We start from the raw sequence: 15,330 nt of genomic DNA on the forward strand, positions 1-15,330 counted from the left end.
TGAGGTGAGCGTCAGTCGGTCACCGGGTGCGGGAGAGCTGCCGGGGCCGGGGTCTCGACGGGACGTGTGGGGACGTCGGGCTGGAAGGGCTTGAGCGCGGGCAGGTCGGGCACCAGGTGCGCCGACTCCCGGCAGATCTCGGCGGCATCGCCGAGGGAGAGGTACGGCGTGCGAATGCGGGACCAGCCGCCGGAGGTGTCGCCCGCGACGGCGAGGCCGGGCATTTCAGGGGCGACGGCGCAGGCGGCGTCGACCGCTTCCGGGGCGATGTCGCCGAGTGCCATCTTGGCGGAGGCTTCGTCGTTGACGCGGTGGCAGACGCGGCCGGTGAGCTGGGCGCGGAGCATGGTGGCGCCCTTGCCGAGTTCGGCGCCGAAGCGCTGGCCGCACACCTCCAGGTAGATGCCGGCCGCGCGGCCGAGCTGGGCGAGGCGGATGAGCTGGGTGACCATTTCGTCGCGGCGTTCCTCGTCCTTGCGGGTGGCGGTGAGGAAGAGTTCGGCGACCTCGTCGACGAACAGGACGATGGGCACGGGCCGTTCGTTCTCAGGCAGGCCCCAGACATCGGAGGTGATCTCCTCGTCCGGGGTGCCGGGCGTGATGCCCTGCCGGGCCTTGATCAGGTCGTATCGGTCCTCCATTTCCTTGACCAGGACAGGCAGCAGTTCGGCAGCTTCGTCCGGGTCGGTGGCGAGTGCGGAGAGACGGGCGGCGAAGGGCGCCAGTTCGACACCCCGCTTGCAGTCGATCCCGACGAGGGCAACGGGCTGAGAAGCCAGTCCGGCAATGAGGTGGCGCAGGTACATGGACTTACCCGACAGGGTTGCGCCCAGGGTGAGTTGGTGAGGAACAGTCCGGTAGTCCCGTACGAAAGGAGTGGCATCCTCCCTCAGCGCCACCGGCACCTTGAGGAACCCAGAGTCGACCTTGCGCGGCATCCGGACCCGCCGCAGGACGTCGTAGCCGACAAGCCGGAGTTCGACGACACCCGGCTTGACGGTGTTGACGTAGACGGCATGAACGCCCCAGGCGTGCCGCAGCCGTTCGGCCGAGGCGGCGACGTCGGCGGGTTCCTGCCCGGGTGCGAGCCGCAGCCGGATGCGCAGCCCTGTCGAGGTGGGCCGGATGAGTCCCCGGCGGGGCGGGACCGGCCGGACTTCTCGCCGAGTAGTCGCCTTCACGGCGAGAACCCGCAGCCGCGAGGGCGCGACCGTCAGGCCGCAGGCCTCCATGACGGAGCTGTACGAGCTGAGCAGGCGGGCGGTGGATATCGGGCCGCCGATGGCGGACCAGTAGACGGCCGGGTACTTGGCCCGGGTGTAGGCGGTCCCGCCGCCGAGCGCGGCGAGGGGACCACCCACCTCCAGGAGTGTCGTCAGGTCGGTCATCAGGCGGTGGCCCCCATGGCGGCCGGGAACGTGGCCGGGGTGACGGCGGCGGCCCGGTAGGCGATGCCGTGACGCTGCTGGCCGTTGAACACGGACTCCCACGGCCGGGCGATGAGCCCCGGCAGGGAGACCGGAGCACCGAGGGTGAGGCCCTCGGAGACACCGCCCTCCGGGACGGTGACCTTGATCAGCGAGGACTCGCCGTCCTCGATGTAGACGACGCCGAGCGTCATCAGCGCCTCACCGCTGACAGCGTCCTTGGCGATCTCGCCGGTCTGACGGTCGCGGACCTTGGGCTCAGGAGCCTCGGTGAGGAGGATCGTGGCGGCGGAGGTCTCAACACGGATGGTACGCAAGGCAGTTTCCCTATCTACTCGTCTATACATGTAGCGATCTGCGAACCCGATCTCCCGGGCTCACGACGATCACCCTGCCACACAACTTGCCCACTCGTCTATACGAGTATGCATGCTGAGGTGTACGAGTTCGGGCGAGCACCCCCGCGCACCATCGCAAACCATGGCGATTAGGTCGCCGGAAGCTGATACGACAGCACGTAGGCGTCCGCTGCCATGACCGTGTCGCAGACCTCGACGGCCCGTCCCTCGGTGTCGAAGGCAGTGCGGATGAGGTGGATGACGGGCACGCCGGAGGCCAGCCGGAGCGTCTTGACCTCGTCCGGTGAGGGCATCCGGGCCCGGATCTCCTCCTCGAAGTGGTCGAGGCGGTGGCCGAGTTCTTCGAGGCGGGCGTAGATGCCGCCGGGACCGGGGTTGGGTTCGGCGATCTGCGTACCGCGGGCGATGTCGAGGGGGAGGTAGGAGGTGGCGAACTCGACCGGCCGCCCGTCGAGGAGGTACCGCCGGCGCCGGGCGAGCACCCGCCGTACCGAGCCGAGCCGCGTGGAGATGTCCTGACTGGCCTTCTCTTCCTTGACCTCAAGGCTGTCGACCTGCGGATGGCTGCCGACCGTGTCCGCCTCGACGATGAACGCGGACTTGCCCTGCTCGCGATGCCGTCGGGCGAACCGGTCGGAGGCGAGCCGCCGCACGGGCGGACGGGGCCGGACGAATACGCCCTTGCCGTGTTCGGCGTGGACGAGCCCTTCCCCCTGGAGGATGGAGAAGGAGTTGCGGACGGTCATCCGGGATACCCCGTAGTGGTCCACAAGCTCTGCCTCTGAGGGCAGCTTCTCGCCCTCTCGGAACCGCCCACGGTCAATGGCCTCGCGCAGCTGGTCGGCGATCTGCCGGAAGACCGCACGATCGCTCGTGGGGTCGAGATCACCAAGCTGGCCGGAGGGAAGAGCAGGGGTCACGAGTGCACTCCTTTAGGTATCTAGACGTGTGGGCGAGTGTTGTTGCTACGGTAGGAGAGCCTAGCCATCCGAGAGGGCCGAGGAACGTGAGCACAGAACGCCCGCACTCCGTGAGCGTGGCCGGAGTCGTCATCGACGACTTGGGCCGGGCCCTCCTGATCCAGCGCCGGGACAACGGCAAGTGGGAGCCCCCGGGCGGTGTCCTCGAACGCGAGGAGACCGTCCCCGAGGCACTGCAACGCGAAGTCCTCGAAGAGACCGGCATCAAGATCACCCTCCCGGCGACTCTGACCGGCGTCTACAAGAACATGACGGGCCTGATCGTCTCCCTGGTCTTCCGCTGCCAGGCCGCCGACGGCACGCCCACGACCGGCGACGAGACCCGCGCACTGCGCTGGGCCACCCGTGAAGAAGTCTCCGAGCTTGCCGACGAGGCTTACGCCATCCGCGTCCTGGATGCGATGGACGCAGCGTCTCCACCTGCCATCCGCGCCCACGACGGCGTGAAACTCGTCTAGCCCGAACCCGCTGAACATGGCGGCCTACCAGCACGAAGGAACTTGTATGCACGAGTATACGAGTACAGCCCGGGTCTGGGGGCTCACTTGCCCAGGTTTCCCGGAAGAGGTCAGCCGGGCCCGCCGCTGGACCCGTGACATCCTGAACGGCTCGCCGTTGGCCGACGACGCGGAACTGATCGTGAGCGAGCTGAGCGCGAACGCGATCCTGCACACCGCCAGCGGCCAGGACTCGGGCAGTTTCCATCTGGCTCTGGCAGTGTCCGCACAGGTCATCGCGCTGTCGGTCACGGACGGCGGAGGTGCCGGCACCGCCCCGAAGATCGAGCGCCAGGACCAGGACGCCGAGCACGGCCGCGGCCTGGGCATGGTCAGCGTGATCGCTCACCGGGTCGTCGTCCACGAGAGCGATGGCGGCCACACGGTCACCGCGGAACTGTTCACAGACTCCAGGGCCGGGGGGCACCCGTGCTGATGGACAAGCCGCAACGGGGCTACTGGTGCGAGTGCTGGGCCCAAGACCTCACCGAGGAGACGCGACCGGTCCTCCGGGCATCCTTCGACGCGTACTCGGCGCCGCAGGCCGACAGATGGGTAGCGGTCGCACTCCGCACGATCTCACCGGCGCTGGATCCCGACGCGTCCCAGGAGGCGTGGGAGTGGCTGTACGACGGCCGCATCACCACGAGGAAGGCACTCCTACGCGCCGAGCCCAGCACGGTGACGCTCACCCAGGCCCGTACTCGCATCACATGGACTATCCGGCCTGTGATCTTCCTACCGTTGGCACACCGCCAAAGCCTCGACATCCCAGCCTGCGCGCACCAGTTCAAGCCTCGTACAGGGCCTTCAACTGGCACGACTTCTCAATAGAGTGCACGCATGACCGACTCAGACGTACGCGGGATGAGATGCAGGCCCAGGCGCATCGAAGATCTCACCGACGTGTATGACTTCCTGGAGGAAGTACGACTCCGTCCGGGCATGTGGGTCCGCAGCAACTCCTTGCAGCACTTGGACTCCATGCTCACCGGCTACCGCGTGGCGCTAGGCATCCACGACATCGCGGAGCCGTTCGACTTTTGGACCCCAGGCAGCCCGAGCCCCTTCTCCGACTGGCTATGTCAGCGCCAAGGCAGCCCTTCCTCCCTCGGCTGGGCCGCAGAGATCGAACGTGAAGCAGAGCGGTCCAGCAGGCCCGCCATGGAGATGTTCTTCGAGCTCCTGGACGAGTTCCGAGCCGATGCCAAGCCCGACGGGCAGTCTCGGACAGAGACTCAACAGGCCCACGCCTCAGACTGAGTTACAACTTTCTCTACTGATTCAAGGCGGCTCGCTCCGCTCCCCGCGCGCGGCCCGGCCCCCGGCCGGGCCTGCGCTCCTGCCTTCGTCCCGCTCCAGCCCGGCCGGCGCCCGTGCCGCGCTCTAAGCAATCAGCCGCCTGATGCCAGAGAAGGGGGACGTCGTGGCTGGGGCGGTCGGCTCCACGGCTTTAGGCAGCCACTTTGGCGCGAGCCTCGAAGATCATGGCCCCAACGTCGTGCTTTACCGGGCAGGTCCACAGACTGCCCGACGCGCCGGAAGCTTACGGGGCCATGATCACTCGCGCCAAAGCAGCTCCAGCCCAAAGCCGCTCCACCGCCCTCATGGGTCACCGCTCCGACCTTCTCGAACCCTGCACAAACAGCCCCATTCAGGGTTACCCTACGGCTGGGGAACGGAGGATCTTGCATGCCGCACACGGTTCGTGATCTCAGGTCAATGTATTCAGACACGGATGAACGCATCAATCTACTCCGATTGATTGCTATCCAGGAGTTTATGAGCAATTCCATCTTGCCTACGCGGTACCGTGTTCCGTCAAAGCTAATCGACCCCATTATCCTAACACCACACGGCGAAGAGGTCTGCCGCCATGTTATGCGAGCGCGGAACTTCAAATGGGCAGAGGTCAGGTTGGCATGCTTCCTCAAGTTCTTCCACGAAGAATTGCTAGTCGACCATAAAGCAACAGACCTACCGCGCTTAACTGCCGCACTGAACGAGGAAATTCAGGCCGGGAAAATCCTACACCCCTTCATATGGGGGCGCGAGCTCTACGACAAGGCTTTTGAAATATTCAAACATGTGCCCGTGTCGCTAGACGAAAGCCAAACCGCCCACTTACTAGAAGGAACTCCCAGGGGAGTATTCCAATCCTTCGATCTGGTCACTGGGCCGCTAGGCATTCTGACAAGCCGAGGCATTAGGGAACTTCCCCCTCTCATCAACGTACCGCTCTATCACTGCGAGAAAAGGAGCTGCCGTACTGTTCACCGAACTTACCTTGAGACCACGAACAGTCAGATCCATAAGACACGTGCGAGAGTAAGGGAAGTTCTGGAGAGGGATTTTGGGCAGCCCTCTTCTTTCCGCGACTTCTTCACGGAGATAGACAACGACTTCGGTGCGTTTTACGGAGATCAGAAAACCGTTGCCGAAGTCCCCCTCCTTGGTGAATGCTTCACCGAAGACGAGCTAGATACTCTTATATTTGTGGCGCTCAGGGGAAAGGATTCTCCCCTGCGTGCCGCGCTCAGCGATAACGGCATCCCGGCGGGCAATCCACAAGATTACATCGATGGCCTCGATAAAGCGGCAAGAATTCAGTCTCTTCTCCTCCTGGGCAGCACGGAACTTTCCTCATGCATAGACGAGGCGATTCACGCGAAGGTGATAAAAATCCCTGAGCATGAAATTCGAAGCCCTAGAATCCTAGATATTACCGGGGGGTATTACAACCTATCAATCGAGTGCTCGCGCTATGGCGTCAGGAGTCTCCCAGACGACACTTCGCTAGCGGTAGTGCGACTTCAACGTCTCATCTCTTCAATCTACGACCTGTCGGATGAAGCTTCAAGGACAGATCTACACTGGCGCCTTCGCCGCGTCGAAGGAAAGTCAACAGAGGAGCGACTCGACCAATACCTCAGGAGTGAGGAACCGGTAGAAGTACTCCGCCATCTGGTCCTCGTTGGCCCGGGGCCGACTGCACTGGCCGCCGGAAAGTGTGGACTTCCCAACAGCCTGGAACTCGAACGTCTCGAAGACTCAGAGATCTTGAATCTACTTCTTTGGAAGCTAGGATTCAATGTTAAGAGCGCAGATGAAGCCTTTGGCTCATTGCGAAAAAACCAGGAGGTTTTCGCGCAAGCGGTCGCCGGCGTGACGGCTTACAGCGAGACGGAAAAGTATGAGATAAAGCGGGAGTCCTCGCCTCTGTTCTCATCAATTGAGAGCGCCCTTGATGCAACTCTGGCCTTCAGTACCTGGGCTCTCACGTTCGACCACTGGTCGGCAAAATCTAGGTTCGTTTATCGCCACAGCGAGGCGAGGGAGCAGATGGCCAAAATACTCAATAGCTCCTCCGCGCGACGAGGTTCCTCGACAGGCGAACTCATCATCTACGACGCGCAAGGTAAGAACACGCTGGCCCCATTGATCTCGGGTTTCGCCCGTCTCAAGAAATTTCTGTCCACCGTATTGGATGACGCCGATCAATACAAGCGACAGGAATCCGAGATGCCTTCATACGCAGCGTCGGCCGAACTGACTCCTTTCGCATTCTCTCATACCCTTCCATTCTTGGACTTGGGCACCGACTCTCAGAAATCCATCTTGGATTTGCTAGGCGACATCACGAAACTTCTGGAATCAGGCAACGTATCGAACGTACGGAATCAACTCCAGCACTCACGAGATGATTTCCCCACCAAGGAGGAGTTGGCACAATTCCTCGATTCAATCACTAAGTTCATCGACATCACCGAACGGTCAGGATTGTGCCCTATGGCATTTCGACCAGCAGGACACTTTCGCGACTCGGCAGGTCGATCTTCATTCTATTTTAAGGACTATAGAGAGCGCGACTACATTGCTCAGCGGCCGTCAGGAATTGGTCGTTCCGGCATGCCTGGACTCGCGCGGGACCAATTCATCATACCTGCAGCTCGCCTTAAGGAATCTGCTGAGGTGCTGAGGTTTTCGATCGGAACTCGGTCCACGTATGATGAAATTTGGGCTGATTGGCCAAAATATCGAGCTTCTGTAGATGGCGCGAGTGAACTAATGCTTCCTATCGATGAAGCAGCACAGGTCAGCTAGCGAAGGTGCTTTACGGAATGCAAAGGGATCCTCGCTGTCGAGCCTGGCGACACGTCGGTCACATGTACAGGTGGTCGGCTCGCGTTACAGATCGCGGCCGTGGCTGACTCTCGAACATCAGTACGTTCGAGCTTGTGCTGCTGCAGTGCGTCCTCGTAGCGTTTCAGCAGAGCGTCGAGGCCCGCCAGGAGCAGGCCGGACGAGTCTCGTACCTCGGCGAGGTCGCCCCGCTCGCGCGCTTCCACCACCTCGGCCAGATCGCTACGAAGGATGTAAAGGGAGTCGCCCTGCATCACCACACGGGGATACGCCGGCCGTCTCTCGCCTCAGCGCCAGCTCGCCCGCCAGACGCGCCGCCGGGAACGTGGTGGCTCCAACCGGCCGTTGGGAGCCGTGGTGCTGGGAGAGTGGCGCCTTCTCTGACGATCGCATCTGTACGGCAGCGCTCAGGACGCCGCGCCACAACCGCACCAGATCGAGCGGGGACCAGCGGGGAACCACAGTGAAAGCAGTCGAGCCGACGAGGCCACGCACCACCTATTCGCCCAGGTCAACGCTCGAATCGGCTGCAAATGCCCGCAGCTTCCCAAGCTGAGGGCTCACGCGCCGTCGCCGCGGCCACCGCAGCTTGCTCTGTTCGACGACACAGGGGCCTATAGCTTGGCTGAGACCGGTGAGGGTGCAGCGGCCCCATGTCATCATCGGACAATGCTGACTGAGGAGGACGCACGCCGACTGGTGCTTGCCGAGATCGACGAGGTACGAGGCAACATTGAGCACGACCTCCAGATCCTTCGCGTAGAGGTCCTGTCATTCGGGTGGATCTTCTACTGGGGAGCAGTCCGAGATGAGCAGAGCGGTCGACGTCCTCGGCTGGGCGGTAACGGCCCCTTCCTGATAGATGGCGAAAACGAACGGTTGATCCGAACTGCCACCTGCTTTCCTCTGGCCCGTCAAGTCGCTGACTACGAACGGCGACTACGACGCGAAGCCCATGCTCGGAACGCGGCAGCGAAACGAGCTGCACAGCAGGGGTGAGTGTCTAACTGCGTGACAACGCCGACGAACAGCGGCGGACAAGCGCGAACGTCTGTGAACTATCAGCGCAGTTGAGAGCCACACCGGCCCAAGGCCCCACCCCCACCCAAGTTGCTTCGGGACGAAGAGGTTGGTGGGTTCAAGTGCCGCAGCCATGAAGGAGAAGTGCCAGCCCAGGGCAGCGGGGCATCTGGTCTACGAGGGGGGCTGGCTCTCCAGCAGCGTTTCCACCGTCAATGTTCCTGCGAGCGTGCTCGTCAGCCACTCCGCGAGGTTCACACCCTGGGGCCAGCACTCGCCTTCATGGTTGACCCACATGACGCCCTCAGGGTCGCGGAAGTCGACCAGCGACCAGATGGTGCAGCCCCAGTCGTAGATCAGCACCAGGCCGGCCGGGATGCGACCGGACGGATCCGGCCCGTCCTGGTACAACTCGGCGATGTCCGCAAAGTTGCCCTGCGCGGCCCCACCGCTCACGCCCAGGATTCCTTTGTTCGGGCCGAATCCCCCGTTGGCGACCTCGACGTACAAGCGCCGCAGGAGAGGAGGCAACGGGAACCCGATGGCCTCTTCCGCCGCGGCGACAGCCTCCGGTGTTGCGGGCGGTGGCAAAGTCCCCGCCCTCGCTACGACCCGCAACGCCTCGACAACCTCATCATCAGTCATCGGCCCAGGCTCTCAGCCCGGGGTAGTCGGACGCGCCAGATGTGTGCCAGATCCTGCGGCGAACCACGGGGAACAGCGGGGAACAAGTCGGCGGCCACTTCCGCCCCACTCCAGGTCCACCGCAAGTCAGAACAGGCAGCGCCTTCAGGGAACCCGAGCTTCCCAAGCTGAGGCGCCAGCTCATACCGCTGCTTCTCGTCAGAAGCACAACTAGCGGCGATCGAATGCGTTCACTTACACACGCAAGTATTCATAAATTGATCAAATATCAACCAATCATCACAAACTGACGCGCATCGCCCTACTCTCTGGCCAACACGCACGTGGGGGGGACATGGCCTGGCAACGACCCGCCTGGTTGACCATGAACGTCTGGACGGTCACGTCCGGGATCGCCGCATTGGTTCTCAGCGGCGTAAGCATCTATCTCATGCTTCCTGCGTCGCCCACGCAGGCATCAACGGGGTACGCGATCACAACGCCTAGCGAGGCGGACCGAATTGGGCTCTGCCTCCATTCCGTCAAGGGCGTCGGCCAGATGCCGAAGGAGGGAACGCTGTGGCTCGTGGTCCACGGCGTCGGCAACCGTGGCTATTACTTGTCCCGGCAAGTTCAACCCGACGCCAGCGGAGATGGCTGGGGCGTGGGCTCCCTCCAGGTCGGCAACGCGGCGAGTCCTGAGGGTCAGCAATACGAGCTGATCCTGTGGCGCCTCGACCCCAGGCTGACGAACGTAATGGATCGGGTGTTCACTCCGGAGGGCATGCCGGTGTTCGTTGGACCGCCGGAGGGGGCTACCCCGGTGGCACACACGACGGTCATCCGGACAGCCGATAAGCGCCCCTGCTGATAGGTCCGCACGGGCCCCGGACCATCGAGCGGCTACCGAACGACTGTCGGTAGCCGGCCGGGCGGCCGTCTCAGTTTCCGTCTCATTCACCGCGGTTCGCGGACGTTCAGGCTCGTTCACAAGCCCAGCTCTGAGCACCGTCCATCCTTGCATGAACGCAGGTGAACGCCCCCGAACGCACCCCAAGACCCCACCAACACAGTTGGAAAGCGTGTTGGGGGCAACCCCTCACGAGTTCGAATCTCGTATCCTCCGCCAGTGCCTCACCGGGCACGATGTCGAAGGGCCCCGCTGTTCGCAGCGGGGCCCTTCGTCGTTGTCCGTCTCAGTTTCCGTCTCGGCGACATTTAGGGCATATCGCCAAACGGGAAAGCCCCAGGCCCAGTAGCGGTATGCCTCGATCCACTGCGAGCCCTCGGGGGCGGGCTCCGGCAGCGGCAGGTCCATAGTCCTGGCGGACCGGCCCCCGGGCACAGCCTGAGCAACCGGTGAGCTGCTCATCCTCGCCGTAGCCGTCGACGGTGGCCTCTTCGGTCAACGCCTCGCGCGCGGCTGGTTCCCAAATGCTCTTGGCCTCACCGAAGCGCTGCATCTTACGGTTGAGGACCGGCGCGTTCAGCAGCGGCGTATCCGCCGTGGCGACGCCGTCGCCGGCAGCCAAGCAGAGGCCCACGGTTGCCGGCGTGTGACGTTGCCTGGTGGGGTTCGGTAGTGAGCGGGCCTGGGGTGGTCCGGCACGCGACAGGGCGGAAGAGAGTGGCACGAGTCGTCGTACGAGAGCCGAGTACGGGCGGCGCGAGGAGCGCACCGCCGCTGGCCCGGCAGGAGACATCCGGCTTCGTGAGGGAGCTGCTCGGCGCCGGCTGGGCGGCGGTGTTCCTGCCCGGTGAGCCCGCCCGCCTTGGGCGGCTGCTGCTGTGGAAGCCGACCGGGGCAGCGGCCGGAGACGGTGTGGCGCCCGCCGGCCTTGAGACCGAGGCGGTGGAACTGGTCCTGCCGCACGGCCGCTCGGTCAGGCGGCGCAGGGTCGAGGGTTACGCGCTGCCTGTCGCCGTCGCTGTCTCCGCCCTGGCCGATGCGGAGCCGACGCATCCCTCCGGCGCCGCCTGGCAGGCCGCCACTCGCTTCGCGCTGCGGCTGCTGGCCGACGGCCGCCTCCACCCGGCCATCACCCCCGCCGGCTACGACACCTGGCAGGTGGGTCCCCTCACCGTCGCCCAGCGCCAGACGCTGGACGCCCTGGCCGCCGCCTTCCCGCCACACGGCCACTGCCTGCCCGAGCCAGGTCCTGCGCCGGTGCGGATCGCCGAACCGGCCGCGCTGGTACGTCAGTTCTGCGATGCGGTCGCCGATGATCTGGTCCGTACGCCGGCCGCGCCGCTCGCCGTGGGAGCACTGCCGTACGCCTGGCGCGAGGTCCGTGCCGTGCCCGCCTTGCGGGACTGGGCCGAGGAAACCCGGGCGGCGCTCACCGCCGAGGTCGGTGTCTCCCTGCGCGTCGACGTACCCGAAGGACGCCGACGGCAGTTCCGGGCCGTCCTGCAACTGCACACCGCGGCGGACCCGGCGCTCGTCATCGAGGCCGCACGGCTGTGGAGCGAGCCGACCGAAGTGGAGCGGCTGCTCGGCCCGCGCGCCGAGACCGAGACCCTGCTCGCCCTGCGTCGCGGCGCCCGCGCCTGGCCCCCGCTGCGGAGGCTGCTCGACGATGCCGCTCCCGATCAGCTCCGGTTGACCGACGACGAAGCCTTCGAACTCCTCGGGGACGCCACAGACGCGCTGCGTGCGGCCGGTGTCGACGTGCACTGGCCGCGCGAACTGGTCAAGGCCCTCACCGCGACCGCGGAGATCGGGCAGCGCACCGCCCCCGGTTCCACCGCGGGCGGCCTGCTGGACACCGAGGCCCTCCTCGACTTCCGCTGGCAGGTCTCCCTTGGCGGCGAGCCGCTCACCGAGGCCGAGATGGACGCCCTCGCAGAGTCACGCCGCCCCCTCGTCCGGCTTCGCGACCAGTGGGTGGTCGCCGACCCGAAGCTGGTGGCCCGCGCCAGGCGCCGCCGGATGGAACCGCTCACCCCCATGGAGGCGTTGAGCGCCGCGCTGACCGGCGAGGCCGAACGGAGCGAGATGGGGGTCCCCCCGGCCGGAGGCTGGGGGAGGGACGGTGGCCGGATCCCCTGTGCGGCGGTCGGTGCGCTCGGCGAGCTGGTCGCTCGTATCCGTGACCCCGAGTCCCGCACCCCCGCGCCCCAGCCCGCCGCGCTCAAGGCGACCTTGCGCGAGTACCAGAAACGGGGCCTGGCCTGGCTGGCCGAGATGTGCGCACTCGGCCTCGGCGGCTGTCTCGCCGACGACATGGGCCTGGGCAAGACCATCACCTTGCTCGCTCTGCACCTGCACCGCCAGAGCGACCCCACCACCGCGGGCCCCACCCTCGTCGTCTGCCCGGCCTCCCTGCTCGGCAACTGGCAGCGCGAGGCCGCCAGATTCGCCCCGTCCACCCCCGTACGCCGCTACCACGGCGGTGACCGCCACCTCAAGGACCTGGCCGGCGACGAGATCGTCCTGGTCACCTACGGGGTGCTGCGCCGAGACCGCGAAGTTCTCGCCGAGACGGCTTGGTCGCTGGTGGCCGCAGACGAGGCCCAGCACATCAAGAACCCCTACGCCGTCACCGCCCGCGAACTGCGCGCCCTGCCCGCCCGCGCCCGCGTCGCCCTCACCGGCACCCCCGTGGAGAACAACCTCTCCGAGCTGTGGGCACTGCTCGACTGGACCACCCCCGGGCTCCTCGGCACACTCACCGCCTTCCGTGACCGGCACGCCCGCGCCATCGAGACCGGCAAGAATCCCGAGGCAGCCGAACGCCTGTCCCGTCTCGTACGGCCCTTCCTGTTGCGCCGCAAGAAGTCCGACCCCGGCATCGCGCCCGAACTGCCGCCCAAGACCGAGACCGACCACGTCGTCCCGCTGACGGCCGAACAGGCCGGCCTGTACGAGGCACAGGTCCGCGAGACCATGGCGAAGATCGCGGAGTCGGAGGGCATCGCCCGGCGCGGTCTGGTACTCAAGCTGCTCACCGCGCTGAAGCAGATCTGCAACCACCCCGCCCAGTATTTGAAAGAGCACAGCCTGCGTCAGTCCACTCCCCTGCGTGGCCGCTCCGGCAAGCTCGACCTGCTCGACGAACTTCTCGACACCATCACCGCCGAAGGCGAATCCGTGCTGGTCTTCACGCAGTACAAACAGATGGCGGCGCTGCTGGAGAAGCACCTCTCGGAGCGCGGTGTCCCCACTCTCTTCCTGCACGGTGCCACCCCCGTCGCGCGGCGCGAGGAGATGGTGGACCGCTTCCAGCGCGGTGAAGTGCCGGTGTTCCTGCTGTCGTTGAAGGCGGCGGGCACCGGACTCAACCTCACCCGCGCCACGCACGTCGTGCACTACGACCGCTGGTGGAACCCGGCCGTCGAGGACCAGGCCACCGACCGCGCCTACCGCATCGGCCAGGACAGACCCGTCCAGGTGCACAAACTCCTCGCGGAGGGAACCGTGGAGGACAAGGTGGCGAAGCTGCTCGAAGCCAAGCGCGCCCTCGCCGACGCCGTCGTCGGCTCCGGCGAGGCAGCCCTCACCGAACTGTCCGACGCCGAACTCGCCGAACTCGTCGCCCTGGGAAGGCAGTCATGAGCCCCGCCGTCCCCGGCCCGCGCCGCGCGCCCGCCCGCGGCAAGCGAGCCTTCGCCGCGACCTGGTGGGGCCAGGCATGGGTGGCCGCCCTGGAAGACTCCACCCTGGACGCCGGACGGCTCTCGCGCGGACGCACCTACGCCCGCAAAGGCATGGTCGGCCCGGTCACCGTCACTCCGGGCCAGGTCAAAGCCGCTGTCCAGGGCAGCCGCCCACGCCCGTACCGCTCCTCGGTCCACCTGCCCGTCCTCACCGACCCGCAGTGGGACACCCTGCTCGACACGATCGCGGCCCGCGCCGGGCATCTCGCAGCACTTCTCGACGGCGAGATGCCCGCCGAACTCGTCGACGACGCCCGGCACGCAGGGGTCCCACTGCTCCCTCTGCCCACCGAGCTCGATCCGGAGTGCTCCTGCCCCGACTGGGGACACCCCTGCAAGCACGCCGCCGCGCTCTGCTACGCCGTCGCCGCCACCATCGACACCGACCCGTTCGTGCTCTTCGCGCTGCGCGGCCGCGGTCGCGAGGAGGTCTTCGCCCGGCTGCGCGCACTCCGTACGGCAGCACAGGAGACCGCCGCCGCACCGGCGCCGACCGGCATCCCGGCCGCCGCCGCGTACGCCCACTGGGCCGAAGATCCTCCCGAACTGCCCGAACTCCCGGATCCCGCCGCCCACATCACAGCGCTGCCCGTCGCCCCGCCACCCGGCACCGGCCTGGCCGCCGCGGACCTGGAACGCCTCATGGCCGACGCCACCGCTCGCGCCGCCCGGCTCCTCGCGGGCGACACCGCCGACCTGCACCTGACCCCGCATCAGGACGCCGTGCGCATCGCCGCGAGCAACCCCGGACCCGAGTGGTTCCACCACCTGATCCAGCACACCGGCGCCAACCCCACTGCCTTCGCACGCCTCACTCGCGCCTGGCGGCACGGCGGCCCCACGGGCATCACCGTCGCCGAACAGGCCCACACCCCCGACCCGACGCTGATGAAGGCCGCCCGCACCGCCCTGGCCACGGCCCTCGCCGAGATGACCGACTCCCCCACCCATCTCAGAGCCTGGCGCAACCGGCTCACCCTCACCCCGCACGGCATCCAGCTGCGTCTGGGCCCCGACGCCCGCTGGTACCCCTACCTCCAGGACGACGACGGCGAATGGTGGCCCGCGGCACAGGCCGACAGTGACCCGGTCACAGCGCTCACCGCGGCCTGGTCGCAGACCGAGGAGTAGGGGAGGCGATTCCCCGCTGACACCAGAAACCATGAGCAGCGGCTGGACACACTCACGCTGCTCCACTTCCGTGGTTGTCAGTTCTGGCTGCACTCACCGGCGTACAGCAGACGTGCAGGCAACGGGCGCGCATGCGTGCCGCTCCCGCAGGCGCGCAACCCGTGATCGCGTAGACGCCCGATTCCCTCAGGAGCTTGGGCAAGGGCGGGGCAGCCTTTGGCGAGACCACGTGCAGCGGCTGACACCAGCGGCTGACGCCCAACATGAACCGAACGGCAGCGGTCGACATCAGACCCCAGTGGACGATTTACCGAGGGCGCAGACACCGGTGATCGACCTGGCAGGGAAGAGGCCGGAGCTCAAAGGGGTCCACCGGGGCAGCACCATTGGTAACGGCTGGGCAGCGAAACTGTATTCGGACCGGCACGGCCTCGCTGGATGAGCCGGGGTGCTCAGTCGTGCCGGAAAGCGGAACTCCACGCCGGCCCGA

Annotated in this window: 12 protein-coding genes; 8 read left to right on the plus strand and 4 right to left on the minus strand. The window is 66.0% G+C overall.

Translation table 11 applies throughout. The annotated features are described in order from the left end of the window. Window positions 1–11 precede the first annotated feature (11 nt). The 3 genes from ABZT02_RS38335 to ABZT02_RS38345 all read right to left on the minus strand — a co-directional run bounded on the left by ABZT02_RS38335 (window position 12) and on the right by ABZT02_RS38345 (window position 2,706). Window positions 12–1,388 (minus strand): FtsK/SpoIIIE domain-containing protein, encoded by a 1,377-nt coding sequence (locus ABZT02_RS38335; RefSeq protein WP_356026279.1) that lies wholly within the window; start codon window positions 1,386–1,388, stop codon window positions 12–14. Beyond that, window positions 1,388–1,744 (minus strand): hypothetical protein, encoded by a 357-nt coding sequence (locus tag ABZT02_RS38340; protein WP_356026280.1) that lies wholly within the window; start codon window positions 1,742–1,744, stop codon window positions 1,388–1,390. The genes ABZT02_RS38335 and ABZT02_RS38340 overlap by 1 nt, the downstream gene beginning before the upstream one ends. Window positions 1,745–1,914: 170 nt before the next feature. Next, window positions 1,915–2,706, minus strand: a complete 792-nt coding sequence (locus ABZT02_RS38345; protein WP_062025424.1) for a GntR family transcriptional regulator — start codon at window positions 2,704–2,706, stop codon at window positions 1,915–1,917. 110 nt (window positions 2,707–2,816) lie between these two features. On the opposite strand from ABZT02_RS38345, the gene ABZT02_RS38350 reads away from it, so the two are divergent. From ABZT02_RS38350 to ABZT02_RS38370, 5 genes are all read left to right on the plus strand, one after another. After that, complete coding sequence (locus ABZT02_RS38350) at window positions 2,817–3,224, plus strand: NUDIX domain-containing protein (protein ID WP_356026336.1); 408 nt, start codon at window positions 2,817–2,819, stop codon at window positions 3,222–3,224. A gap of 46 nt (window positions 3,225–3,270) precedes the next feature. Continuing rightward, on the plus strand, window positions 3,271–3,699 hold the full coding sequence (locus ABZT02_RS38355; RefSeq protein ID WP_356026284.1) for an ATP-binding protein: 429 nt from the start codon (window positions 3,271–3,273) through the stop codon (window positions 3,697–3,699). Next, window positions 3,699–4,097, plus strand: a complete 399-nt coding sequence (locus ABZT02_RS38360) for a hypothetical protein (protein ID WP_356026338.1) — start codon at window positions 3,699–3,701, stop codon at window positions 4,095–4,097. The genes ABZT02_RS38355 and ABZT02_RS38360 overlap by 1 nt, the downstream gene beginning before the upstream one ends. Window positions 4,098–4,106: 9 nt before the next feature. Continuing rightward, complete coding sequence (locus ABZT02_RS38365) at window positions 4,107–4,526, plus strand: hypothetical protein (protein ID WP_356026286.1); 420 nt, start codon at window positions 4,107–4,109, stop codon at window positions 4,524–4,526. A 519-nt stretch (window positions 4,527–5,045) separates the two neighbouring features. After that, window positions 5,046–7,367 (plus strand): hypothetical protein, encoded by a 2,322-nt coding sequence (locus ABZT02_RS38370; RefSeq protein WP_356026289.1) that lies wholly within the window; start codon window positions 5,046–5,048, stop codon window positions 7,365–7,367. Between the two features lie 1,233 nt (window positions 7,368–8,600). Here the strand turns inward: ABZT02_RS38370 and ABZT02_RS38375 are convergent. Beyond that, on the minus strand, window positions 8,601–9,071 hold the full coding sequence (locus ABZT02_RS38375) for an SMI1/KNR4 family protein (protein WP_356026291.1): 471 nt from the start codon (window positions 9,069–9,071) through the stop codon (window positions 8,601–8,603). A 334-nt stretch (window positions 9,072–9,405) separates the two neighbouring features. Here ABZT02_RS38375 and ABZT02_RS38380 point away from each other — a divergent pair, with 334 nt between their 5' ends. The 3 genes from ABZT02_RS38380 to ABZT02_RS38390 all read left to right on the plus strand — a co-directional run bounded on the left by ABZT02_RS38380 (window position 9,406) and on the right by ABZT02_RS38390 (window position 14,840). Continuing rightward, a complete protein-coding gene (locus tag ABZT02_RS38380; RefSeq protein ID WP_356026294.1) occupies window positions 9,406–9,921 on the plus strand; it encodes a hypothetical protein in 516 nt (171 codons plus the stop codon). 840 nt (window positions 9,922–10,761) lie between these two features. After that, window positions 10,762–13,608: an SNF2-related protein gene (locus ABZT02_RS38385; RefSeq protein WP_356026296.1), complete on the plus strand. Its 2,847-nt coding sequence runs from the start codon at window positions 10,762–10,764 to the stop codon at window positions 13,606–13,608. Beyond that, window positions 13,605–14,840, plus strand: coding sequence for an SWIM zinc finger family protein (locus ABZT02_RS38390; RefSeq protein ID WP_356026299.1), 1,236 nt, complete (start codon window positions 13,605–13,607; stop codon window positions 14,838–14,840). The genes ABZT02_RS38385 and ABZT02_RS38390 overlap by 4 nt, the downstream gene beginning before the upstream one ends. The last annotated feature ends 490 nt before the right edge of the window (window positions 14,841–15,330 follow it).

The organism is Streptomyces sp. NPDC005402 (assembly GCF_040606575.1).
Taxonomy (GTDB): Bacteria; Actinomycetota; Actinomycetes; order Streptomycetales; family Streptomycetaceae; genus Streptomyces.

Coding starts and splice junctions, on each gene's coding strand:
- ABZT02_RS38370 (WP_356026289.1), top strand. CDS start 5,046: ATGAGCAATTCCATCTTGCCTACGCGGTACCGTGTTCCGTCAAAGCTA.
- ABZT02_RS38360 (WP_356026338.1), top strand. CDS start 3,699: ATGGACAAGCCGCAACGGGGCTACTGGTGCGAGTGCTGGGCCCAAGAC.
- ABZT02_RS38380 (WP_356026294.1), top strand. CDS start 9,406: ATGGCCTGGCAACGACCCGCCTGGTTGACCATGAACGTCTGGACGGTC.
- ABZT02_RS38375 (WP_356026291.1), bottom strand. CDS start 9,071: ATGACTGATGATGAGGTTGTCGAGGCGTTGCGGGTCGTAGCGAGGGCG.
- ABZT02_RS38355 (WP_356026284.1), top strand. CDS start 3,271: ATGCACGAGTATACGAGTACAGCCCGGGTCTGGGGGCTCACTTGCCCA.
- ABZT02_RS38365 (WP_356026286.1), top strand. CDS start 4,107: ATGACCGACTCAGACGTACGCGGGATGAGATGCAGGCCCAGGCGCATC.
- ABZT02_RS38335 (WP_356026279.1), bottom strand. CDS start 1,388: ATGACCGACCTGACGACACTCCTGGAGGTGGGTGGTCCCCTCGCCGCG.
- ABZT02_RS38390 (WP_356026299.1), top strand. CDS start 13,605: ATGAGCCCCGCCGTCCCCGGCCCGCGCCGCGCGCCCGCCCGCGGCAAG.